This is a genomic window from Streptococcus sp. 27098_8_148, assembly GCF_041432105.1.
Taxonomy (GTDB): domain Bacteria; phylum Bacillota; class Bacilli; order Lactobacillales; family Streptococcaceae; genus Streptococcus; species Streptococcus parasanguinis_AE.
This window is the reverse complement of the sequence record NZ_JAPVYY010000002.1, coordinates 225672-248751: the sequence shown is the minus strand read 5'-3', so window position 1 is coordinate 248751 and position 23080 is coordinate 225672. Positions and strand designations below refer to the sequence as shown.

General features: G+C 40.4%; 21 protein-coding genes. 14 read left to right on the top strand and 7 right to left on the bottom strand.

The genetic code is table 11. From position 1 onward, the window contains the following. Positions 1-130: 130 nt before the first annotated feature. Positions 131-1696, bottom strand: a complete 1566-nt coding sequence (gene guaA, locus O3646_RS02715; protein WP_003001420.1) for a glutamine-hydrolyzing GMP synthase — start codon at positions 1694-1696, stop codon at positions 131-133. A gap of 128 nt (positions 1697-1824) precedes the next feature. Between guaA and O3646_RS02710 the strand changes: the two genes are divergently transcribed. The 14 genes from O3646_RS02710 to xerS all read left to right on the top strand — a co-directional run bounded on the left by O3646_RS02710 (position 1825) and on the right by xerS (position 15807). Further along, the gene (locus O3646_RS02710) at positions 1825-2523 is read left to right on the top strand and encodes a GntR family transcriptional regulator (RefSeq protein ID WP_003007291.1); all 699 of its coding nucleotides are present in this window, start codon (positions 1825-1827) and stop codon (positions 2521-2523) included. A gap of 239 nt (positions 2524-2762) precedes the next feature. Next, on the top strand, positions 2763-4040 hold the full coding sequence (locus O3646_RS02705) for a glycosyltransferase (protein WP_155169218.1): 1278 nt from the start codon (positions 2763-2765) through the stop codon (positions 4038-4040). Then, positions 4037-5014: an NAD(P)-dependent oxidoreductase gene (locus tag O3646_RS02700; RefSeq protein ID WP_070674132.1), complete on the top strand. Its 978-nt coding sequence runs from the start codon at positions 4037-4039 to the stop codon at positions 5012-5014. The genes O3646_RS02705 and O3646_RS02700 overlap by 4 nt, the downstream gene beginning before the upstream one ends. Then, the gene (locus O3646_RS02695; protein WP_070674135.1) at positions 4989-5816 is read left to right on the top strand and encodes an MBL fold metallo-hydrolase; all 828 of its coding nucleotides are present in this window, start codon (positions 4989-4991) and stop codon (positions 5814-5816) included. The genes O3646_RS02700 and O3646_RS02695 overlap by 26 nt, the downstream gene beginning before the upstream one ends. Continuing rightward, positions 5782-7047, top strand: a complete 1266-nt coding sequence (locus O3646_RS02690) for a F390 synthetase-related protein (protein WP_070674138.1) — start codon at positions 5782-5784, stop codon at positions 7045-7047. The genes O3646_RS02695 and O3646_RS02690 overlap by 35 nt, the downstream gene beginning before the upstream one ends. 12 nt (positions 7048-7059) lie before the next feature. Beyond that, entirely contained in the window at positions 7060-8004 is a 945-nt protein-coding gene (locus tag O3646_RS02685) for a 3-oxoacyl-[acyl-carrier-protein] synthase III C-terminal domain-containing protein (protein ID WP_371610495.1), read from the top strand. Between the two features lie 80 nt (positions 8005-8084). Beyond that, the gene (locus O3646_RS02680) at positions 8085-8417 is read left to right on the top strand and encodes a putative DNA-binding protein (protein ID WP_003001435.1); all 333 of its coding nucleotides are present in this window, start codon (positions 8085-8087) and stop codon (positions 8415-8417) included. Positions 8418-8419: 2 nt separating this feature from the next. Further along, positions 8420-8635: a hypothetical protein gene (locus O3646_RS02675; RefSeq protein ID WP_037606554.1), complete on the top strand. Its 216-nt coding sequence runs from the start codon at positions 8420-8422 to the stop codon at positions 8633-8635. A 17-nt stretch (positions 8636-8652) separates the two neighbouring features. Then, complete coding sequence (ffh, locus tag O3646_RS02670; protein ID WP_195412252.1) at positions 8653-10224, top strand: signal recognition particle protein; 1572 nt, start codon at positions 8653-8655, stop codon at positions 10222-10224. A gap of 66 nt (positions 10225-10290) precedes the next feature. Continuing rightward, on the top strand, positions 10291-11058 hold the full coding sequence (locus O3646_RS02665) for an alpha/beta hydrolase (RefSeq protein WP_368397477.1): 768 nt from the start codon (positions 10291-10293) through the stop codon (positions 11056-11058). 105 nt (positions 11059-11163) lie between these two features. After that, complete coding sequence (locus O3646_RS02660; RefSeq protein WP_371610494.1) at positions 11164-12147, top strand: acetylxylan esterase; 984 nt, start codon at positions 11164-11166, stop codon at positions 12145-12147. Between the two features lie 797 nt (positions 12148-12944). Further along, the gene (locus tag O3646_RS02655) at positions 12945-13499 is read left to right on the top strand and encodes a helix-turn-helix domain-containing protein (RefSeq protein ID WP_371610493.1); all 555 of its coding nucleotides are present in this window, start codon (positions 12945-12947) and stop codon (positions 13497-13499) included. A gap of 164 nt (positions 13500-13663) precedes the next feature. Then, positions 13664-14344, top strand: coding sequence for a zinc-ribbon domain-containing protein (locus O3646_RS02650; protein ID WP_371610492.1), 681 nt, complete (start codon positions 13664-13666; stop codon positions 14342-14344). Between the two features lie 392 nt (positions 14345-14736). Further along, a complete protein-coding gene (gene xerS / locus O3646_RS02645) occupies positions 14737-15807 on the top strand; it encodes a tyrosine recombinase XerS (RefSeq protein WP_371610491.1) in 1071 nt (356 codons plus the stop codon). Positions 15808-15891: 84 nt separating this feature from the next. On the opposite strand, the gene O3646_RS02640 is transcribed toward xerS, so the two are convergent. From O3646_RS02640 to O3646_RS02615, 6 genes are all read right to left on the bottom strand, one after another. Further along, the gene (locus tag O3646_RS02640) at positions 15892-16533 is read right to left on the bottom strand and encodes a hypothetical protein (RefSeq protein WP_371610490.1); all 642 of its coding nucleotides are present in this window, start codon (positions 16531-16533) and stop codon (positions 15892-15894) included. A gap of 109 nt (positions 16534-16642) precedes the next feature. Next, the gene (locus O3646_RS02635) at positions 16643-17632 is read right to left on the bottom strand and encodes a lipoate--protein ligase (protein WP_003001407.1); all 990 of its coding nucleotides are present in this window, start codon (positions 17630-17632) and stop codon (positions 16643-16645) included. A gap of 229 nt (positions 17633-17861) precedes the next feature. Beyond that, a complete protein-coding gene (lpdA, locus tag O3646_RS02630) occupies positions 17862-19568 on the bottom strand; it encodes a dihydrolipoyl dehydrogenase (protein WP_371610489.1) in 1707 nt (568 codons plus the stop codon). 41 nt (positions 19569-19609) lie between these two features. After that, the gene (locus O3646_RS02625) at positions 19610-20653 is read right to left on the bottom strand and encodes a dihydrolipoamide acetyltransferase (protein WP_049492858.1); all 1044 of its coding nucleotides are present in this window, start codon (positions 20651-20653) and stop codon (positions 19610-19612) included. Positions 20654-20986: 333 nt separating this feature from the next. Next, on the bottom strand, positions 20987-21979 hold the full coding sequence (locus tag O3646_RS02620; protein WP_003011072.1) for an alpha-ketoacid dehydrogenase subunit beta: 993 nt from the start codon (positions 21977-21979) through the stop codon (positions 20987-20989). 16 nt (positions 21980-21995) lie between these two features. Beyond that, on the bottom strand, positions 21996-22964 hold the full coding sequence (locus O3646_RS02615; protein WP_003014979.1) for a thiamine pyrophosphate-dependent dehydrogenase E1 component subunit alpha: 969 nt from the start codon (positions 22962-22964) through the stop codon (positions 21996-21998). Positions 22965-23080 lie beyond the last annotated feature (116 nt).

Genomic DNA, 23080 nt, shown 5'->3' with positions numbered 1-23080 from the left:
TGTGTGTGGTTTCCTATTTTTATACTTAAATAGAAATTTTTATGTTAAGGTCATAAAAAAAGGTCCAGTGGACCTTTAACTCGCTTTTCTATTTCTTAGCTCATGAAAAAAAGGTCCCCCGGACCTTTTTTTATTCCCACTCTACAGTTGCAGGTGGTTTACTTGTGATATCGTAGACGATGCGGTTAACGTGGTCAACTTCGTTTACGATACGGACTGAGATTTTTTGGAGTACTTCCCATGGAATCTTCGCAAAGTCTGCTGTCATTCCATCGATAGAAGTGATAGCGCGGATGGCGATTGTGTAGTCGTAGGTACGGCCGTCTCCCATAACACCTACTGAACGAACGCCAGTGTTGACTGTGAAGTATTGCCAGATATCGCGGTCAAGACCAGCTTTGGCGATTTCTTCACGAAGGATAGCATCTGATTCACGGACTGTTTCAAGTTTTTCTTCAGTGATTTCACCCATGACACGGATAGCAAGACCTGGTCCTGGGAATGGTTGGCGCCATACGATGTGGTCTGGCATACCAAGTTCAGTACCAAGAGCACGAACCTCATCTTTGTAAAGAGTGTTGAGTGGTTCGATCAGTTCGAACTGCATATCTTCTGGAAGTCCACCCACATTGTGGTGTGACTTGATGGTTTGAGCAGTATCTGTACCTGACTCGATCACGTCAGTGTAGAGTGTTCCTTGTGCCAAGAATTTCACATCTTTGAGTTTACTTGCTTCATCATCAAAGACATAGACAAATTCGTTCCCGATGATCTTGCGTTTTTTCTCAGGGTCAGATACACCTGCCAATTTATCTAAGAAACGTTTGGCAGCGTCTGCTTTTACGATATTCAAACCAAACTTACCACCAAGCATCTCCATGACTTGGTCAGCTTCCCCTTTACGAAGAAGACCGTGGTCTACAAAGATACAGATCAATTGATCGCCGATAGCTTTTTGAAGGAGAACCCCAACAACGGAAGAGTCAACACCACCTGAAAGACCAAGAAGGACACGTTTGTCTCCGACGGTTTCACGGATTTTTTTGATCTGCATGTCAATGAAGTTGTCCATGGTCCAGTCACCTTTAGCCCCACAGATGTTCAAGGCAAAGTTACGCAAGATGTCATAACCGTGAACAGAGTGACGAACCTCAGGGTGGAATTGGATTCCGTAGATTTTCTTGTCTGGATTTTCAATGGATGCAAATGGACAGTCAGCAGAAGTACCAGTGCGGATAAAGTCAGCCGGAATTTCTGTAACAGCATCCCCGTGGCTCATCAAGACCAATTGTTTGTCTGGTGTGCCGGCAAAAAGAGCAGAAGATTCTGTCAAAGTCAGTTCAGATTGACCATATTCGCGGTTACCAGCATCACCTGCTGGAACGACCTTCCCACCCAATTTATGGGTTAACAATTGCATCCCGTAACAGATTCCAAGGATTGGAATACCGAGTTCAAAAATTTCAGGATCGATATCAAAAGAACCTTCCTCGTATACAGAGTTTGGTCCACCTGAAAGAACGATCCCAACTGGATTGATTGCACGAACTTCATCAGCAGAAATCTTGTGGCTCTTCAACTCTGAGAAGACTCCAATTTCACGAATCCGACGTGAAATAAGCTGATTGTATTGGCTACCGTAGTCAAGCACGATGATTTTTTCAACATCATGCAAATCAGTTGATAGGTTTGTCATCTTATCCCCTTCTTAAAGAAATTTACTTTCCTCTATTCTAACACAAAAGCCTTGTCTTTACCAATCTCTGATTGAAGAATTAGGAATTTTACGCTACAATAGAGATAACACAGAGAAAGAGCAAGGTTATGATTCCAGCTTACATTCAAATTCATGATCAGATTAAGTCTGAGATTGATCAAAAAATATGGAAAATCGGGGAGCGTCTTCCCAGCGAACGCGATCTAGCTGAGAAATTTCAAGTGAGTCGGATGACGCTTCGTCAGGCCATTACCCTTCTGGTTGAAGAAGGAGTGCTTGAAAGACGGGTAGGAAGTGGTACCTTTATCACTAGCACGCGCGTCCAAGAAAAAATGCGCGGAACAACCAGTTTTACTGAGATTATGAAATCGCAAGGTAAGGAACCTTCTAGTCAAGTGATTTCTTACCGTAAAACCATTCCTAGCCTCCAAGAAGTGGACAAATTGGGCATTGATAAGACAGAAACCATCATTCGGATGGAGCGGGTCCGGTATGCCGATGGGATCCCTGTTGTTTATGAAGTGGCCTCTATTCCAGAGAAATTTATTAAGAATTTCAATCGTGAAGAGGTTACCAGCCATTTCTTCCAAACCTTGGAGCGTCATGGCTATAAGATTGGAAAGTCGCACCAGACCATCTATGCGCGATTGGCCAAGGATAAGATTGCGGAGTACTTACAGATTTCAAAAGGGCAGGCTATTTTAGGTCTGACACAGGTTTCCTATTTTGAAGATGGGACGGCTTTTGAGTATGTAAAAAGTCAGTATGTCGGCGAGCGGTTCGAATTTTATTTAGAAAATAACTAAGCTCGCAAATCGTAAAAATAGAAAACTCTTCAAATGTGTGAGAGACTCACTCTCTTTGGCATTTGGGAGCTTTTTTTAGGTTGAAATCATTCTTTCTAAATAGTGATAGTAAAGGCAACATTGAAAATTTTTAAAAATTTTAAAAAAAAATTTTATTTTTTCTTCAATTTTTGATTTATTTTACGAATTAATAGATAGAAGCTAGTTTTAGATCTAAAAAAGATATAAGGCAGGAAAAAATGAAAAAAATTAAAATCGATGTGGTAGCTGTTCCCTTGAGTGGGCATCTGTACCCAACTTTAAATCTCGTTAAACCCTTATTAGATGATCCAACTATGGAAATCCGAGTTTTCACGGGTCCTCAGAAAAAAGCCGTCGCAGAAAGTCTCGGCTTCACGGTCGTTCCGATTCTAGAGGACAAAGTAGAAGAATTTGAACGTGTGGCTAATAACGATAAAAAACACAATCTCTTTTCAGCTTATCGGCAATTGTCTAGGAGTCTTGATTTGATTAATCATGTATCGGATCAATTGCTAGAGGAGTGGCGTGTCAACCATCCAGATATTGTCATTGCTGACTTTATCACTCTATCAGCAGGCTTTGTGGCAGAAGAGTTAGAAATTCCTTGGATTACCACCATGGCAACACAATTTGCAATCGAAACTCCTTATGGTCCTCCTTGCTTCTTCGGAGGGATGGGAGTCGCGCGCACAAAGAAGGAAGAGAAGATCCAAGCACTATGCCGTAAACTCACACGCATTGGAAAATACTGTGGCGCCTTCCTCTTACGCAAACGCTTAAAACGTTACAATTTCAAGTTGTACAATCAAAATGGAGTGGAGACCATCTACTCTCCTTATGCCATCTTTGGAATTGGTATGATGGAGCTAGAGTTGAAGAAACATTTCCCTCATCAATATGCCTGGCTTGGCCCTTTGGGGACTTCTCTTGAAAAAGCTGAAGATTATCCTTTAGATCTCAGTCCTTACGAAGACAAGACGAAGGTACTCGTGACATGTGGAACCCAGTTGCCTTGGGCAAAAGAGAATTTGCTAGAACAAACCAAGCAGTTGGCCAAAGAGCATCCAGAATGCCACTTTTTTGTCACCTTAGGAGATGGGGCAAAAGACTTCTCTGAAGAAGAAGTAGCGCCAAATGTGACGGTCGTCTCTTATCTGCCCTACAAAGAATATATTCCGCAGATGGACTATGTCATTCACCATGGAGGAGCTGGAATCTTTTATCAATGTATCGAATTTAAAAAACCTGCCTTGATCTTGCCACATGATTATGACCAATTTGACTATGCGATTCGAGGAGTAGAAGCAGGAATTGCTTTTCAAGCTCATCGCAATCGCACCGAAGAGATTCAAGCAGGTTTCAATGCCCTATTAGAAAAAGAATCTTGGGAAAAGTTAGAGAGACTAAACAAACTTTCAAAAACCTACAAGCCGTTGGACACCTTGGAGTTTGAGATTCAACGGTTATTAAGACGTGGAACGGATGGAAAACTATGAAAATTCTTGTAACAGGTGCGACTGGCTTCCTTGGAAAATACGTGATCGAAGAGTTATTAGATCACGACTATTCCATTGTAGCTTTTGGCCGAAACGAAAAAAATGGGAAGGCTCTGGAAGGTGAGCGCGTCCAATTTATCAAAGGGGATTTGAGCTCTATTGAGGAATTAAGACAAGCCTTTCAGTCTGTTGATGCTGTAGTTCATGCAGGAGCTTTATCCACTGCCTGGGGACCTTGGAAGGCCTTCTATCAGGCGAATGTAGTTGGCACTCAAAATGTCCTTGAATTGTGCCGTGAATATGCGGTAAAACGCTTGGTTTACGTATCTTCTCCTAGTATTTACGCGGCTGGAAAAGATCAATTAAACATCATGGAAAGTGATGCTCCAAAAGAAAATCACCTCAACAATTATATCCGAAGCAAATTGGTGTCTGAAAAACTTTTTTCTGACTATCCGGATGTGCCAAGTATCATCTTGCGTCCTAGAGGATTATTTGGTGTGGGGGATACCAGTATTTTGCCTCGTGTCTTACGCCTCAGTCGAAAAATTGGAATTCCTTTGATTCGAGGAGGAGAGCAGCTCATGGATATGACCTGCGTGGAAAATGTTGCCCTAGCCATTCGCTTGGCTCTGGAAGCAAAAGAAGCTCACGGACAAGTTTATAATATTACAAATGGGGAACCAAAGTCCTTTAAGTATTTGATCGAAACAACATTAAAGGGATTGGGAGAACCGATTCGCTATCGGAAAATTCCGGCAGGTCTTGTAGCAGGTGCGGCCTATAGCCTTGAAGGGGTATATCGTTTATTCCATCTGAAAGCTGAACCTCCATTGACTCGCTATACCTATTATCTCCTTCGATATAGCCAAACCCTCGATATTCAAAAGGCCCAAACCGAACTTGGCTACTATCCAAAAATGACTATTGAAGAAGGGATTGACAACTATGTCCAACATGATCAAGCGCATTGATTATTTTCCAGCAGGCTATTGTAGCAGTCATTCTGGTCTCTTATTTAAAGGAATTCCAAATGAAAAAATGCAATTTCCTGCAGGTGTCTTTTTGATTCAGCACCGTGAAAAAGGTTATATTTTGTACGATACCGGCTATCACTACGAGATTAAGAAAAAAGCTCGGTATTTCTGGTACCGTCTAGCCACCCCAATGCAGATGAAAAAAGAAGACCAGATCGATTATTTATTGCATGAGCGTGGGATTGACCCGGCATCCATTTCCTATGTGATTCTTTCGCATCTGCACCCTGATCATCTCGGCGGAGCAGCCCTTTTCCCAAATGCTCATTTCTTTGTCACCCAGGAAGTCTATGAGGTGTACCAAAAACCGAAGTTTAAAGATCTGATTTTTAAAGAGTTTTTGCCAGCTGACTTCAAGGATCGGGTGACTTGTCTCAAAGCAAATCAAAGGCATCCAGCTTTCCCTTACCGCCCGACTGCGGATCTTTTTGGGGATGGGAGCATTCTTGTTTCGTCCATCGATGGGCATGCGAGAGGGCAAGGCTGTCTTTATCTGGATGAGCTCAAGCTCTTTATTGGAGCAGATCTTTCTTGGGGAGTGGACCTCTTGCCTTACACACGGCAAATGCGACTGATCCCTTCCTTGGTTCAGGATGATAAGAAGGCTTATTTAAAAGGAGCTGATTTTCTGGAGACACTCTTGCAAGATGGTATTCAAGTTGTTGTCAGCCACGACCCGCAAGATCGGATTGAAAGGATTTTAAATGAAAAAAACAGTCTTTCTGAAAACCTTTATTGAAACCAGATGGTGCCACCGATTCCGTTCAAAAGAGGCCTTGAAGCGATACCAAGATAAGCAATTGGCACGCTACCATGCATTTATCACTTCTCAATCTCCCTATTTTCAAACCCATTCTCCCGAATCCTTTGGAACGATGGATAAATCGTTTATGATGACACATTTCAATGAACTCAATACCCTAGGGGTGGATCGAGATCAGGCTTTAGAAATGGCGATTCGCGGAGAACAGACGCGAGATTTTACTGAGATGAATGGAGAAGTAGCAGTAGGCTTGTCTTCTGGGACTTCAGGCCACCGAGGAGTTTTTGTCACCACAGAAAAAGAAAGAAGCATGTGGGCTGCAGCGATCTTAGCCAAGATGCTACCGAAAGGAAAACTGTTTGGTCATCGCATTGCCTTTTTCTTACGAGCGGACAATGAACTTTATCAAACCATTAATTCAGGCCTTATTCGCTTGGAATATTTTGATATTTTCAAGGATAGCAAGGAGCATTTAGAGCGTCTCAAAGACTATCAACCAACCATTGTGGTCGCACCAGCTTCAACCTTGATTGAGTTAGCCAACTATGTCAGCAATCAGCAACTTGCGATTCAACCTGTCAAGGTTGTTTCTGTCGCAGAGATCCTAGAAGATCGAGATGCACAGACCATCGCCAAAGCTTTTCAACTAGACAAGGTTGATCAGGTCTATCAAGCGACAGAGGGATTTTTAGCTTGTACCTGTTCAGAAGGCAATCTACATCTCAACGAAGATATTTTGTCTGTCGAAAAAGAGTATCTTGATGATAGCCGCTTTTATCCGATTATTACGGATTTCAAACGAACCAGTCAACCTATCTATCGCTACCGCCTCAATGATATTTTGGTGGAAGAAAAGTCTCCTTGCCCTTGTGGTTCCGTCTTTACTCGAATCGCAAAGATCGAAGGACGATCGGACGATATCTTCTATTTCAATAAAGAAGATGGCAGTAGCCAGATAATCTATCCGGATTTTATTCGACGGTGCATTCTCTTTGTCGAAAATATTCAGGACTATCAAGTAACTCAGTTGGCAGATGGATCCATTACCATTGCCTTGAGTCACCGGACAGAGTCTATGGAGCAAGCGATCTTTGCTCAATTTGAACTCTTAGCTCAGCAAAAACAATTCATTCTCCCAAGTATTCAATTTATCGATTACCAATGGGACCCAACACGTAAATTAAAACGTGTTCAACGACTTCAATAAAAGGAGAATCCTATGACTACTGTAAAAAGACATTTGCAAATTAAAGGCTATGGAACAGCGCTTCCAGCTCATACCGTAACTTTCAAAGACCAGACTCGTTACCGCGTGAAAGAAGGAGAAGAAACACAGATTGATCTTGCAGCGCGTGCGATTGAAGCGGCTTTAAACCATGCGGGGCTTGAAATGGCAGACATCGACTGCCTGGTTTCGGCTAGTGCGGTTGGAGTTCAGCCCATTCCTTGTACAGCTGCTTTGATCCATGAGCGCGTGGCCAAGGGACTGACGATTCCTGCTATGGATATCAATACCACTTGTACCAGTTTTGTATCTGCTTTAAGCACTGTTTCTTATCTGATTGAAGGTGGTGAATACCGTCGGGTTCTGATTGTATCTAGTGAAGTAGGAAGCCTAGGGCTAAATCCCAAACAAAAAGAAAGCTTTGAATTGTTTAGTGATGGAGCTGCAGCCTTTATTTTTGAAGCAACAAAGGAAGATAAAGGAATCATTGCCAGTATGCAACGTACCTGGTCTGAGGGAGCCCATGATACTGAAATTCGTAGTGGTTTGACAGCTTATCATCCGAAATTGTACTCTGAAGCAACCAAGACTGATTTCATGTTTGATATGAAAGGGAAGAAGATTCTTTTGCTTTCTGCCCGTGTTATTCCAGAAATGTTCCAAGAATTCCAAGAGAAATCAGGCATTTCTAAAGATGCTGTAGACTACATTATCCCTCACCAAGCAAGTCGTGCCTTACCACTCGTCATGGACAAATTGGGAGTTGGCAAAGACAAATACCTCAATATTGTCAGTGATTATGGAAATATGGTTTCGGTGGCCGTGCCTTTCGGCCTAGCCTATGCACTGGATCATGGCTATGTGAAGGAAGGAGATACCATCTTCTTGATGGGAACTGCAGCTGGGATGACGGTCAATATGTTGGCACTGAAACTCTAATGATGTATCCTCTTATTTCAAGCTCAAAAAGCATCAAGTCCCGCTAGTCTTTAGCGGGCTTTTTTGATATAATGAAAGGTATGGAAATTGAGAAAACCAACCGAATGAATGCGCTCTTTGAGTTTTATGCAGCGCTCTTGACGGACAAGCAGATGAATTATATCGAGCTCTATTACGCAGATGACTACAGCTTGGCTGAGATTGCAGAAGAGTTTGGAGTGAGCCGTCAAGCGGTCTATGACAATATTAAACGTACAGAAAAGATTTTGGAAGATTACGAAATGAAACTCCATATGTATTCCGATTACATTGTACGTAGCCAGATTTTTGATCAGATTTTAGAACGCTATCCGGAAGATACTTTTCTACAAGAGCAGGTTGAAATTTTATCAAGCATTGACAATCGGGAGTGATTATGGGCAGTCTGGTCATTTATCAAGGAATACCTTGCAAACTATTAGTCGCAGAGGAAGTATTTCCTACTCGACTACAGATTATCTCGCCCAATGATATCTCCAAAGCTATGCAAATAGGTTTTAGCTGTTGGGGATATCCAAATGAAATCATGAAAGAAGTCACACCCGAAGAACTAGAATGTTTGCAACATTTCGGACGATTTCCACTGAATTGAAAAAATAGGAGAAAATAATGGCATTTGAAAGTTTAACCGAACGTTTACAAAACGTCTTTAAAAATCTTCGTAAGAAAGGGAAAATCTCTGAAGCGGATGTCCAAGAGGCAACCAAAGAGATTCGTCTAGCCCTCTTAGAGGCCGACGTTGCCCTTCCTGTTGTAAAAGACTTCATCAAACGCGTCCGCGAGCGGGCTGTAGGTCATGAAGTCATCGAAACCTTGAACCCTGCCCAACAAATCGTCAAGATTGTCGATGAAGAATTGACAGCCATTTTGGGTTCAGAAACAGCAGAAATTATCAAATCTCCAAAGATTCCAACCATTATCATGATGGTCGGTCTTCAAGGGGCTGGTAAAACAACCTTTGCGGGTAAATTGGCCAACAAATTGGTCAAGGAAGAAAACGCACGTCCTTTGATGATTGCGGCCGATATCTATCGTCCAGCAGCCATCGACCAGTTGAAGACCCTTGGTCAACAGATCAATGTTCCTGTCTTCTCACTTGGTACAGAAGTCCCTGCAGTTGAGATCGTTCGTCAAGGTTTGGAGCAGGCGAGAGCCAATCACAATGATTATGTCTTGATCGATACGGCTGGTCGTCTGCAAATCGATGAAAAACTCATGGGTGAGTTGCGCGATGTCAAAGCTCTTGCTGAACCGAACGAAATCCTCTTGGTTGTGGATGCCATGATCGGTCAAGAAGCAGCCAATGTGGCGCGTGAGTTTAACGAACAACTCGAAGTGACCGGGGTCATCTTGACCAAGATTGATGGGGATACCCGTGGTGGTGCAGCCCTCTCTGTCCGTCAGATTACTGGGAAGCCAATCAAATTCACTGGTACTGGTGAAAAAATCACTGATATCGAAACCTTCCACCCAGACCGCATGTCTGGTCGGATCCTCGGTATGGGGGATATGCTGACGCTGATCGAGAAAGCTTCTCAAGAATACGATGAGAAACGCTCCCTTGAACTCGCTGAAAAGATGCGGGAAAACACCTTTGATTTCAACGACTTTATCGACCAGTTAGATCAAGTTCAAAACATGGGACCAATGGAAGATCTGCTCAAGATGCTTCCAGGTATGGCCACCAACCCAGCCATGAAGAACCTCAAGGTCGATGAACGAGAAATTGCTCGCAAACGCGCGATTGTATCTTCTATGACCCCAGCTGAACGCGAAAATCCAGATTTGTTGAACCCTAGCCGTCGTCGTCGGATTGCTGCTGGGTCAGGAAACAGCTTTGTCGAAGTCAACAAATTCATCAAGGACTTTAACCAAGCCAAACAGATGATGCAAGGTGTCCTCTCTGGTGATATGAACAAGATGATGAAACAAATGGGGCTTAATCCAAATAATATGCCTAAGAATATGCCTGGTGGCATGCCTGATATGTCCGCCCTCGAAGGCATGATGGGACAAGGTGGGATGCCTGACTTGTCAGCTCTTGGCGGAGGCGCTGGGATGCCTGACATGAGCCAAATGTTCGGTGGTGGTCTCAAAGGAAAAGCCGGCGAATTCATGATGAAACGGGCGATGAACAAGATGGCCAAACAAATGCGCAAGAATAAGAAAAAACGGAAATAATCATTTCTAGCAAGGGCCTGGAACACACTGTTCTGGGTTCTTTTAGAAAATAGTACTAGAGGAAAGATGTTAAAAAAACTATTTCAACAACTCATTCGTTTCTTTGGAAGACTCTTTTCTTCGCACAGCAAGCCCTTTGAATTCCCAAAAGGGTCGAAGAAACCTCCGATCAGACCGATTATCTTTGTACCTGGGAGTTCAGCCAGTATCCAGCGATTCAATGGAACCATCCGCATGCTCCATCGATTTTCTAGAAAAAAGCAAAGTCTTTTAAAAATAAAAGTCAACAAAGATGAGTCTATAGAGATGGAAGGAAGACTGAATACGAAAGAGCCGAATCCGATGATTGTGATTGGCTTTGAGAACAATCGAGATGGCTACAGCAATATCAAGCAGCAAGTTGAATCCCTTAAGATAGCTCTAACCTACCTTCTTGATCACTATCATTTTTCAGAGTTCAAGGCAGTAGGGCATTCTAATGGTGGACTGGTTTTGACTGGTTTATTGGAAAGTGGCTTTTTAGAGAAAAAGAAGGTAACCGTCAGCAAGTTGGCTATTATTGGCAGTCCTTACCAATTCAATCAAGAAATGTTTGACGATTTTCAAAAATGGAAGCATCGCCTGGGAAAAGAAGTACAAGTCCTTAATTTTGTCGGTAGCTTTGCTGGAAAATCAGATGGCATCGTCCCTCTTTCTAGCGCACAAGCAGCACAATCTATTTTTGACAATCAGGCCTATACAGAAGTAAATTTAAACGGTCGTAAAGCTCATCATTCAGCCTTGCCCACTAATCCAGATCTAGTGAAGCAATTAAGTCTATTTTTGAATCTATAAGAAAATTACATAATTTAGGTTATGTAATTTTTGTTTGTCTCTTGCAATCCTTATGTAAATATGGTACATTTTTGGTAGCGATTACATATACCTGAGGAGGATTTTATGAAAGATCCTAAATTACTAGAATTAATGAAAGATTACAGGGGACAGGATGAAGTTCCTAAAGATTTTGATGCCTTTTGGGATCAAGCCCTGGCAAAGATGACTGAACTGCCTGAATACAAGCTTGAAGAACGAGATTTCAGCATTCCAAATGTTGTTTGTTATGAATTAAGCTTTAAAGGAACTCGAAATGGTCTTGTTTATGCGCGAATTACTTTCCCAAAAACAGATCAAAAGATTCCAGTTATTTTCCATTTTCATGGTTATATGGGCCGTTGTTGGGATTGGACAGACATGCTGGCTTATACAGTAGCTGGCTATGGAGTTGTGTCTATGGACGTAAGAGGTCAATCAGGCTATTCAACAGACGGAGATCAATCACCCCTTGGAAATACTGTAAAAGGACAGATTATCCGCGGAGCTGTGGAAGGTCCAGATGAGCTATTTTATAAGGATGTCTACTTAGATCTTTACCAGTTAATTGAAATTGTAGCTAGCTTTCCTCAAGTTGACGACAGCAAACTCTCCAGCTATGGAGCCTCTCAAGGTGGTGCTTTGGCCCTGGTAGCTGCTGGATTGAATCCCCGAATCCAACGAACGGTAGCCATTTATCCATTCTTATCGGATTTCAGACGTGTATTAGAGATTGGAAACACCAGCGAAGCCTATGACGAGCTTTTCCGTTATTTCAAATTCCATGATCCATTCCATGAAACGGAAGACCAAATCATGGAGACATTAGCCTATATTGATGTGAAAAATTTTGCCCATCGTATTAAAGGACAGGTTCACATGATTACAGGATTAGATGATGATGTCTGTTATCCTGTGACACAGTTTGCCATTTATAATCGATTAGAAGGTCCAAAAGAGCATTTAATCATGCCAGAATATGCCCATGAAGCTATGAACGTCCAAGTCAATGATCGTGTGTACAATTGGCTCTGTGGTAGCAAGATTTCCTTTCGATATGTAGAAAAATAAGTTACAGAAGAAAAACAATCAGTAGATCTGTGAGATTTGCTGATTGTTTTGTTAAAAAAAACTAAAAATTTATGTACAATTGACTTAATAAGAGCTAAACCATTGATATAACTGAATTAGAAGCATAAAGTACATTCTTTAAAAAGTGTACTTTATTTTTATTTTGTACATTATTCTGGAGTGTTATTTTGTATATTTTCTAGTACATCATATAATCAAATCTAAGAAATTGATTTGTACATTTTTTACTCAAGTAACAGCAGAAGAAGTGGTGGTTCAATTGTACATTATTTTGAAACTTATTTATGTTCCTACTTAACACAAGATATAGATTTTTATTTTGTTGATGGTATAATGAATAATAGATAGAACAATAATTCTAAATGTAAAATTCCTAATTTTATAATTGAATTTATATGAAGCTAAAGGATTGTTGTAAAAATACTATGTATAAACTTTTAAATGATAGGAGCTACTATGGCTGATAAATTTATGCAGTTTTTTAATGATAATATGGTTTTGCCATAGTAAACAATTTATAATAGAAGGTACGGAAGATATGATACAAGAATATCATAACTATTGGTTTCATATAAAAGGCTCAATTATTGGAGAACTTATTGGACTAATTGTCTGCTTAATTGTTGACTTAATTGTTGACTTAATTGTATCACTATTATAAAGACAATTTACACTTATTCAACCATTAGTTGATATAAAAAATATCCCACTCAACCAATGGTATGTGTACTTTTTAATAATAATAATTTACACTTAAATTGAAGGAGGTGAAAGTTATGGATCAGATTAAAATTGGAAAATTTATAGCTGAAAGTAGGAAAAAGAATAATTTGACTCAAATGCAACTTGCAGAAAAGTTAAATATTACAGATAGGGCTATATCTAAATGGGAAAATGGAAAAGCAATGCCTGATTCATCAATTATGCTAGATTTATGTAATGAACTTAAAATAAGTGTAAATGAATTATTAAGTGGGGAGATGATTGATATGAATAATTATAATAAGATAGCAGAAAAAAATTTGTTAGAAATGGCAAAAAAGGAAGAAATGCAAAATAAAAAACTAATGATGTATGAAAATTTTATTGGTTTTGGCTCAACAATATCTTTTTTAACACTAATTTTTGTTACATCATTTTTAATAGAGAATAATATAGCAAGAATATTGTTGTTTATATTAGCATTCGTTCTTTTAATAATAGGTGTTTCATTTGCATTAAAAATAGAAACAGAAACAGGTTATTATGAATGCCAAAATGCCATAATAAATATGTTCCAAAATACAGTAAAGTATATTTTGCAATGCACTTTGGAACTACAAGATATATGAAATGTCCAAAATGTAATGAGAAAAGTTGGCAAAGAAAAGTTTTAAGTAAATAAAAAATTACAAGTTATAGTGAACTAGACAATCAGAATTTTCAAACCTGCCCAAACTTTTGTGAATGGGTAACTAGTATTTTCAAAAACAATGCGTTGTACAACGAACCAATCTTGGTTGAAGAATGGAGTAAGAAAAACAACATGCCTATTTTTCTTGCACAAACAAACATTGAGACTAAAAAATATTGGTGGTGTTGTTCCAAATGCCATGGCGAATACCTTTGTTCAATTCCTATAAGGCGAGAAGTGAAAAATAGCTGCCCTTATTGTAGTGACGAAGAACCCTTAAAGGGATTAAACACGTTACTAGACCTTTATCCTGACTTGGATAGCATGTGGGATGTTGAGAATAATCATTCTACGGAAGAAATCGTATTAAATACTAAATCTAATAAACGCTATCTTTGGCATTGCAATACATGTCATTATAATTTCAGAGAAAGACTTAATGTTGTTTTAGAACGATATCTGAAGAGCAATCCACCTAGTACAGATAATGTTTGTCCAAATTGCACGGATCGGATAATTCCTGTAGTTCAAAACAATCTAAAAGAAACGCATCCTCACCTAATGAGCGAATGGGATTATTTAAATAATATACTTCTTGCTAATCCAGAAAGAGTAACAGGTAAAAGTCAAATTAGAGTTTGGTGGAAGTGCAAAAACAATCCTAACCATAGATACAAAAAAATGATTAAGGAAAGAATTCTATTAGAAAAACGTAGCATGGAACCTTGCATTATCTGTAAAGGTCGCAGACGAAAACGAGAGCATTTTGTTCCATATAAGTAAAAAGCCAATCTATCATGACTGGCTTTTTAAGATGCAGAGAGTTGAGATAACGACATTTTTAGAGGAGATACATAAACGAAGTTTATTTGATGCATCAAATCTATTTTTACGGAATGTACAAATGAAATAATTTTCAGTTTTCACTTAAATAAAGTACATTTTTAGTGAAAGTTGTGATTTCTAAAAAATTTAGTTTTCACTTAAATAAAGTACATTTTTTCAATTTTTGGCGAAAAAATTTTTTTAGTTACATCACTAAGGTATACAGTATAGAAAGAAAACTAAAACAGTCCTATAGATCCCCTATAACATCTTTCCGAAAAACTATAATTTTCTTGAAAAATATATCTAGCTATGCTATACTACTAGTATAGAAAGATTTGGAGAAAAACATGAAACGCGAGATCTTATTAGAACGGATTGATAAACTCAAACAAGTCATGCCTTGGTACGTCTTAGAATATTACCAATCAAAACTGGCCGTTCCATATAGTTTTACGACCTTATACGAATACTTAAAGGAATACGATCGATTTTTCACCTGGGTCTTGGAATCTGGTATATCAGATGCTGACACCATGGCCAATATTCCCTTAGACGTTCTGGAGCACATGACCAAGAAAGACATGGAATCCTTCATTCTTTACTTGCGTGAACGTCCTCTGCTCAATGCCAATACGACGAAAAACGGGGTTTCCCAAACAACCATTAACCGTACCCTTTCGGCACTTTCTAGTCTGTATAAGTATTTGACTGAGGAAGTTGAAAACGAGCAAGGGGAACCTTATTTCTACCGCAATGTCATGAAGAAGGTTGCTACCAAGAAAAAGAAAGAAACCTTAGCTGCTCGAGCTGAAAATATCAAGCAAAAACTCTTTTTAGGTGATGAGACAGAAGGTTTCCTTAACTATATCGACCAGGAATACCCTCAAACACTCTCAAATCGCGCTTTATCTTCCTTTAATAAGAATAAAGAACGTGATTTAGCCATTATCGCACTCCTTCTTGCCTCTGGTGTCCGTCTTTCTGAAGCAGTTAACCTGGATCTTCGAGACCTCAATCTTAAGATGATGGTGATTGACGTCACTCGAAAGGGTGGAAAACGAGACTCAGTCAATGTTGCTGCCTTTGCTAAGCCTTATCTGGAGCAATATCTTGCTATTCGAGACAAACGATACAGGACAGAAAAGACTGATACAGCCCTCTTTCTGACCTTGTATCGAGGTGTTCCAAACCGAATTGATGCTTCTAGTGTTGAAAAGATGGTGGCCAAGTATTCAGAAGACTTTAAAGTCCGCGTAACTCCCCACAAACTGCGCCATACTCTTGCAACCCGTCTCTATGATGCAACCAAATCCCAAGTTTTGGTCAGCCATCAGCTAGGACATGCTAGCACACAGGTAACGGACTTGTATACGCATATCGTTAATGACGAGCAAAAAAATGCCTTGGATAGCTTGTAAGATACATAATATAAATTATGTAATGTTTTAGTGTTAGAAAAAGAGCGTAGATCTTTGATGGAATCTTACGCTCTTTTATAATTTCTATAAAAATTCGATCCAATAATTACGATGTGGCTCAATAATGACTGGTTTTCCCCAGAATGATTTTAAATAGGCTAAGTTTGCAGGGGTGACCGGTCTTTTTTCATCATTGAACTTCTCTGCACTCTCTTCCGTTAAAAAGCATTTAACTGCTTCATATTGTGTTCCGTCACTCGCTATTCGATCAATTCCTAAATAAGCAATTTCATCACCGGCCTTCGGAAAATCTGTAAATAGTTTACCAATAAAATAAACCGTCTTATCTTTCATTAATTCATAAGCTTTACTATTTTCCAATCTGTTATTCGCTGCAGCGTACATAATACAAAAGCTATCCACGATATCTTTCAAAGGCATTAATTCTTCTTTGCTAACGATTATTTCCTCAGGAGCAAGACCACCAATGATTAGGTTTTCATAATGTGGTTGCTGGATGACGTTATCTAAAGCCATTCCTAATGGTAGTTGGACAGCTTGATAACCTAATGGTTCTAGCTCCTGCTTTTTCTGGTCAAGGTGTTCTTGTGTAATACTGACATTTAAATCGTAAGGACTGGAAGGTTGTTGTTTGCTAAAAAAAGCCACTACTATACGATCTAACTGTTCAAATAGACCAAGATTTTCCACTGGAATTTTCATCATCGAATTCAATCCCCTTTTTTGTTCAGATTTCCTCTATATTGTACACTCATAGTTTTCGAATATCAAGTTTAAGATAAAAGATATCCATGTTAAATGGATATCTTTTACTTTATTCCACCACTGCTTCAGCAATTTCTTCTGCAGTGATTCCTGCGAAGTAACGACCTAGGTTAATGGTTTGAAGGGCTTTGAGGACGTCTTCACGTTCGTATTTGACACCACGAAGAACCTCTTCTACTGCTGCAACGTCTTCGATACCGAAGAAGTCACCGTAGATCTTGATGTCCTGGATTTTGGATTCAATGACGTTCGCGAAGATTTCAACCTTACCGCTTGGGAATTTGGTGCCACGACGGACATTGTATTCAGGAGACTTTCCATAGTTCCAATCCCAGGTACCAAACTTGGTTTCCTTGATCCGGTTGATTTCAGCCAATTCTTCATCTGAAAAGACGTACTCCGTCATTTCAGGGTATTCTTTCTTCATGTAGTCCAAAAGTAGGTCACGGAACTCTTCCACCGTGATTTTTTCTGGCAATTCATCAATGATATTGGTCACACGTGCACGAACAGATTTAACCCCTTTAGACTCAAACTTGTCTTTAGATACCTTGAGAGCATTGGCAAGGACTGACAAATCAACGTCAAAAAGAAGGCAACCATGGTGCATGATCCGACCATTGATGTAAGCTTGGGCATTTCCACAGAATTTCTTACCATCAATCTCTAAGTCGTTACGACCCGTGAATTCAGCCTTAACCCCAAGTTGAGCCAAGGTGTTGATCACGGGAGTCGAGAAACTCTTGAAATCAAAGGCCTTATTTTCATCTTCTTTTGAAATAATGGTGTAGTTGAGGTTGTTCAAATCATGGTAAACAGCCCCACCACCACTGATCCGGCGAACAACTTCAATCCCATGCTCTCGAACATAGTCACGGTTGATTTCTTCGATGGTATTTTGGTGACGACCAACGATTATCGAAGGTTTGTTAATCCAAAGAAGGAAGATTTGATCCTCATCCAATAGATGCTTAAAGGCATACTCTTCTAAAGCAATATTAAAAGCAGTATCATTTGAATAATTAATAATGTATTTCATAGTAATTCCAAAAATTCGTTTTATAAATCCTACTCATAGTAAGATGAGCATTAGACAGAAATAGTTGAATTTCACTTGAATTTTCTGAAGTAGTAAAAAGAAATGTAACGATAACTCGTTACATTTCTCGGAAAAATTGAGACAAGTGGCTCAATTTTTAGGCATGGAACTCTAAGAGAGGTCGCTGCCGTCCGTAGTACGTTTAGAAAATTTAGTAGAAAGAATAATATTATTTCTTCTTAGGTGAATGAACAGCCAAGCCAAGTACATCCGCAAAAGCTTCGTACATCACTTCTGAGAAGGTTGGGTGCCCATGGATAGTCTTGAGCATTTCTTCTACAGTGATTTCCATCTCAATGATGGTTGAAGCTTCGTTGATTAATTCAGCTGCTGCTGGACCAATGATGTGAACCCCAAGAACTTCACCGTATTTCTTGTCTGCAATAACCTTAACAAAACCTTGAGCTGCATCTGATGCAATGGCACGACCGTTCGCCGCAAAGTTAAACTTACCGATTTGAACATCATATTTCTCACGAGCTTGTTCTTCTGTCAAACCAACAGCTGCAACTTCTGGAAGGGTGTAGATCGCTGCAGGAGTCAAGTTCAATTTTGCAACAGCATGATTTCCCTTAAGAGCATTTTCAGCCGCTACTTCACCCATACGGAAGGCAGCGTGAGCCAACATCTTGGTACCGTTGATATCGCCTGGCGCATAGATGCCTGGAACAGATGTTTCCATGTATTCATTGACCTTGATCCGTCCACGATCCAATTCAAACTCGACTTCACCGATACCTTCAAGGTCTGGAACACGTCCGATTGATAGAAGAGCTTTGTTAGCAATGATATCATCTTTGCCTTCAACCTTGATACGGAGTTTTCCGTCTTCTTCAATGATTTCTTGCAGTTTTGTATCGGTCAAGATGGTCATCCCCTTGCGTTCAAGAATCAAACGAAGGTTCTTAGATACTTCCGCATCCATAGCTGGAACGATGCGGTCCATCATTTCGATGACTGTTACTTTTGAACCAAAGGTCATGAAGGCTTGACCAAGTTCGATCCCGACAACCCCACCACCAATGATTACGAGACTTTCAGGTACTTCATTCATTTCAAGAATATCATCACTGGTCATGACAAGGGATGATTCCATACCTGGAACGTTAATCTTGCTGACTTTGGAACCACCAGCAAGGATGATTTTCTTCGTTTCAAGCAATTCAGAACCATTAACCAAGACATTCTTATCTTTCGTAATGGTACCGATTCCTTTATGAACATCCACTCCGTAGCTACGAAGAAGCCCTGCAACACCACCAACAAGGGTATTAACAACTTTAGATTTAGTTTCTAAAAGTTTGTCCATATCAACAGTGAAGTTAGGATTTTCAATTACGATACCACGATTTGCTGCATGACCGATGTTCTCGATAATTTCAGCGTTGTGGAGGTAAGTCTTAGTTGGGATACATCCGCGGTTCAAGCACGTTCCACCAAGTTCAGATTTCTCAACAAGAGCAACCTTACCACCTAATTGAGCTGCTTTAATAGCAGATACGTAACCAGCAGGACCACCACCAATCACTACGATATCATAAGCGTCATCGCTCTTATTGTCATCGTTTGAAGCACTTGCTGCAGCTGGTGCTGGGCTTGCTTCTGGTGCTACTGCTCCAGCTGTAGGGATATTTTCCCCTTCTTCACCAAGATAACCGATTACTTCTGTTACAGGAACAGTTTCTCCATCCCCTTTCAGGATAGCGATCAAGTAACCGTCTTCTTCCGCTTCCAACTCCATGCTGACTTTGTCTGTCATGATTTCAAGGAGAACTTCTCCTTCTTTTACAAATTCGCCGACTTTCTTATTCCACTGAACGATTTGTCCTTCGGTCATATCTACGCCGGCTTTTGGCATAATTACTTCTAAGGCCATTTTATTTCCCTCTTTTTCTTGTTTCTATTCTCTCTCGTTGATTAGACCAACATTGAAATCGGGTCTTCAATCAAGGCTTTCAAGTCTTTCATGAATTTGGCACCAGCCATTCCATCGACAACGCGGTGGTCAATGGTCAAGCCCAAGCTCATGATTGGACGAATGACAATTTCACCATTCACAACAACTGGTTTTTCAACCGTTGCGCTAACTCCAAGGATAGCAGAGTTTGGTTGGTTGATAATCGGTCCAAATGATTGAACGCCAAACATCCCCAAGTTACTGATGGTGAAGGTTGAGTTTTGCAATTCACTTGGAGCAAGTTTACCATCCAAGGTACGTCCGATAACATCCTTGAAGGATACAACTAACTCTGACAAGGTCATCTTTTCAGCATTGTAGACAACTGGAGTCATGAGTCCATTGTCCATCCCAACTGCCATTGCCAAATTGACATAGTTGTGAGTGATGATGGTTTTGCCATCTTCCGTCAATGACGCATTGATGTATGGGTGTTTCATCAAGGTCTTAACCACTGCTAGAGAAAGCAAATCTGTTACAGTGACTTTTTTGCCAGTTGCTTCCATGATTGGATCCAATACTTTCTTACGAAGGGCCAACATTTGAGACATATCAACGTCATAGTTCAAAGTAAAGGTTGGTGCTGTCAAGTAAGATTCCACCATCCGTTGAGCGATCACCTTGCGCATTGGTGTCATCGGAATCCGCTCGATCTCACCATAAGGTGTCACATTATCTGGAGCTTCCTCCACCTTCTCGATTTCAGCAGGTGACTTAATGGTCTCATTCTCAATATTTTCAGGAAGGAAAGCAAGAACGTCCTTCTTCATGATCTTACCACGATGACCAGTTCCTTGAATCTCTTGCCAAGCAATATTGTGTTCTAAAGCAATTCGTTTTGCAAGTGGTGAAATGCGAACCACATTTGTGTCTTTATAGGTTTCCACGTCTTCTTTGTGGACACGACCGTTTGCGCCTGAACCAGAAACATCATAGAGGTTGATCCCAAGATCATCCGCTAATTTTCTAGCCGCAGGAGTCGCTCTTAGCTTATCATCAGCCATGACCTCTCCTATTCTATTATAAGATATCAAGGACGTAGAGGACAAAGAAAAAATAGGAGATTGACGATGTGTTCGATGAACACAAGGAAATCTATCTTTTTTTCACAGTCCTCCGTCCGGATTCAGTTATAAGATACTAAGGGCGTCAAAAGTCAAAGTGAAAATAGGAAACTTGACGAAGAAACTTTAGTTTCTAGGAAAGTTTATCTTTTTCACCCAGACTTTAGCCCGTGATCTAATCTAAGATATTAAGGACGCAGAGAACTTTGTACCTAAAAAGATACAAAGTTTCCTCGTCTAATTTAAATGACATTACATAATTTATGTTATGTATTATTCTTTGTTATATGTTTTACGAATGGCATCTTTGATGCTTTCAACTGTTGGAATCATTGCATTTTCAAGGTTTTGTGCGTAAGGCATTGGCACATCTTCCCCCGCACAACGGCGGATTGGTGCATCCAAGTAATCAAATGCTTCTGATTCAGAAATGATAGCTGAAATTTCACCGATATAGCCACTTGTTTTATGAGCATCATTGACAAGGACTACTTTTCCTGTCTTCTTGACAGAATTAATGATGATCTCTTTATCGAGTGGGACCAAGGTCCGTGGGTCTACTACTTCTACTGAGATGCCTTCTTCTGCCAATTCTTCAGCTGCTTGCATCACGCGACGAAGCATTTTCCCGTAGGTTACGACAGTGACGTCAGTTCCTTCGCGTTTGATTTCTCCGACACCAAGTGGAATCGTGTAGTCTGGATCAACTGGCACTTCCCCTTTTTGGTTGAATTCTGATTTGTATTCAAGAATGATAACGGGGTTGTTATCACGGATAGATGACTTGAGCAGTCCCTTCATATCCGCTGGCGTACCAGGAGCAACAACTTTCAAACCAGGAATATGAGTAAACCATGATTCCAATGATTGTGAGTGTTGAGCCGCAGAACCTACTCCGTTCCCAGCAGCACAGCGAATGGTCATCGGCACTTGACCTTTACCACCAAACATGTAACGAGTTTTAGCGGCTTGGTTGACGATAGCATCCATGGCAATAACAGAGAAATCCATGAAGGTCATATCAACGATTGGACGTAGCCCTGTCATAGCAGCACCAGCTGCTGCACCTGAAATTGCAGCCTCAGAAATAGGACAGTCACGTACACGTTCTGGTCCAAATTCTTCAAGCATCCCTACAGATGTACCAAAGTCTCCACCGAAAACTCCGACATCTTCCCCCATCAACAATACATTTTCGTCGCGACGCATTTCCTCAGACATAGCAAGGATAATGGTATCGCGGAAAGACATTAATTTAGTTTCCATAATTCTCTACTCCCCCTTAGTCTGCGTAAATATCTTCGAAAGCTGATTCGAGTGGAGGGAATGGGCTTTCTTCCGCAAATTTCACTGAAGCTTCAACTGCTTCTTTCACTTCTTCTTGGATCTGATCCAATTCTTCTGCGCTCGCAATCTCATTTTCAAGGAGATACTTGCGAAGGTTTTCGATTGGATCTTTCTTCTTCCACTCTTCTACTTCTTCACGGGTCCGGTATTTACCAGGGTCAGAAGATGAGTGACCAAGCCAACGATAGGTGACACTTTCAATCAAGACAGGTCCTTTACCAGAGCGGACGTGTTCAACAGCTTTTTGGAATCCTTCATAGACATCGATAACGTTATTTCCATCAGGAATAAACATTCCAGGAATGCCGTAAGCAGCACTACGTTCGTGGATATGCTGGATATTGGTCATTTTCTTGATGTCAGCAGAGATTCCATAACCGTTATTGATACAGTAGAAAATTACCGGAAGATTCCAAATAGAAGCCATATTCACCGCTTCGTGGAAAACACCTTCGTTGGTTGCTCCGTCCCCAAAGAAGCAGACGACAATCTTACCAGTCTTTTTCATTTGTTGAGTAAGGGCAGCCCCTACAGCAATCCCCATACCACCACCAACGATCCCGTTGGCACCAAGGTTACCAGCATCCAGGTCAGCGATATGCATAGAGCCTCCCTTCCCTTTACAAGTACCAGTATACTTGCCTAGGATTTCAGCCATCATGCCATTCAGGTCGATACCTTTAGCGATCGCTTGACCGTGACCACGGTGGTTAGATGTCAGCAAATCGTCATCATTTAAAGCCAGCATCGCTCCAACGTTTGCTGCTTCTTCCCCAACAGAAAAGTGCGTCATTCCTGGCACTTTCCCTTTTTTTACTAACTGTGCAATTTTTAAGTCCATGCGACGGATTTCTTCCATTTTACGGAACATTTCCAATAAGAGACTTTTATCTAATGTTGCCATTATTTCGCCTTTCTTAGCATTTATTCATTCTCTTTCATTCTAGCCAAAAATGAAAGCACTGTCAAAAATAATGCTCAAATGATTTCACAAATTTTATACCTTGGAGGGAGGTTTTA

Coding starts and splice junctions, on each gene's coding strand:
- O3646_RS02640 (WP_371610490.1), bottom strand. CDS start 16,533: ATGATGAAAATTCCAGTGGAAAATCTTGGTCTATTTGAACAGTTAGAT.
- O3646_RS02615 (WP_003014979.1), bottom strand. CDS start 22,964: ATGGCAACATTAGATAAAAGTCTCTTATTGGAAATGTTCCGTAAAATG.
- O3646_RS02660 (WP_371610494.1), top strand. CDS start 11,164: ATGAAAGATCCTAAATTACTAGAATTAATGAAAGATTACAGGGGACAG.
- O3646_RS02710 (WP_003007291.1), top strand. CDS start 1,825: ATGATTCCAGCTTACATTCAAATTCATGATCAGATTAAGTCTGAGATT.
- O3646_RS02675 (WP_037606554.1), top strand. CDS start 8,420: ATGGGCAGTCTGGTCATTTATCAAGGAATACCTTGCAAACTATTAGTC.
- O3646_RS02685 (WP_371610495.1), top strand. CDS start 7,060: ATGACTACTGTAAAAAGACATTTGCAAATTAAAGGCTATGGAACAGCG.
- guaA (WP_003001420.1), bottom strand. CDS start 1,696: ATGACAAACCTATCAACTGATTTGCATGATGTTGAAAAAATCATCGTG.
- O3646_RS02695 (WP_070674135.1), top strand. CDS start 4,989: ATGTCCAACATGATCAAGCGCATTGATTATTTTCCAGCAGGCTATTGT.
- O3646_RS02705 (WP_155169218.1), top strand. CDS start 2,763: ATGAAAAAAATTAAAATCGATGTGGTAGCTGTTCCCTTGAGTGGGCAT.
- O3646_RS02635 (WP_003001407.1), bottom strand. CDS start 17,632: ATGAAATACATTATTAATTATTCAAATGATACTGCTTTTAATATTGCT.
- O3646_RS02620 (WP_003011072.1), bottom strand. CDS start 21,979: ATGGAAACTAAATTAATGTCTTTCCGCGATACCATTATCCTTGCTATG.
- ffh (WP_195412252.1), top strand. CDS start 8,653: ATGGCATTTGAAAGTTTAACCGAACGTTTACAAAACGTCTTTAAAAAT.
- O3646_RS02700 (WP_070674132.1), top strand. CDS start 4,037: ATGAAAATTCTTGTAACAGGTGCGACTGGCTTCCTTGGAAAATACGTG.
- lpdA (WP_371610489.1), bottom strand. CDS start 19,568: ATGGCCTTAGAAGTAATTATGCCAAAAGCCGGCGTAGATATGACCGAA.
- O3646_RS02625 (WP_049492858.1), bottom strand. CDS start 20,653: ATGGCTGATGATAAGCTAAGAGCGACTCCTGCGGCTAGAAAATTAGCG.
- O3646_RS02690 (WP_070674138.1), top strand. CDS start 5,782: ATGAAAAAAACAGTCTTTCTGAAAACCTTTATTGAAACCAGATGGTGC.
- O3646_RS02665 (WP_368397477.1), top strand. CDS start 10,291: ATGTTAAAAAAACTATTTCAACAACTCATTCGTTTCTTTGGAAGACTC.
- O3646_RS02655 (WP_371610493.1), top strand. CDS start 12,945: ATGGATCAGATTAAAATTGGAAAATTTATAGCTGAAAGTAGGAAAAAG.
- O3646_RS02680 (WP_003001435.1), top strand. CDS start 8,085: ATGGAAATTGAGAAAACCAACCGAATGAATGCGCTCTTTGAGTTTTAT.
- xerS (WP_371610491.1), top strand. CDS start 14,737: ATGAAACGCGAGATCTTATTAGAACGGATTGATAAACTCAAACAAGTC.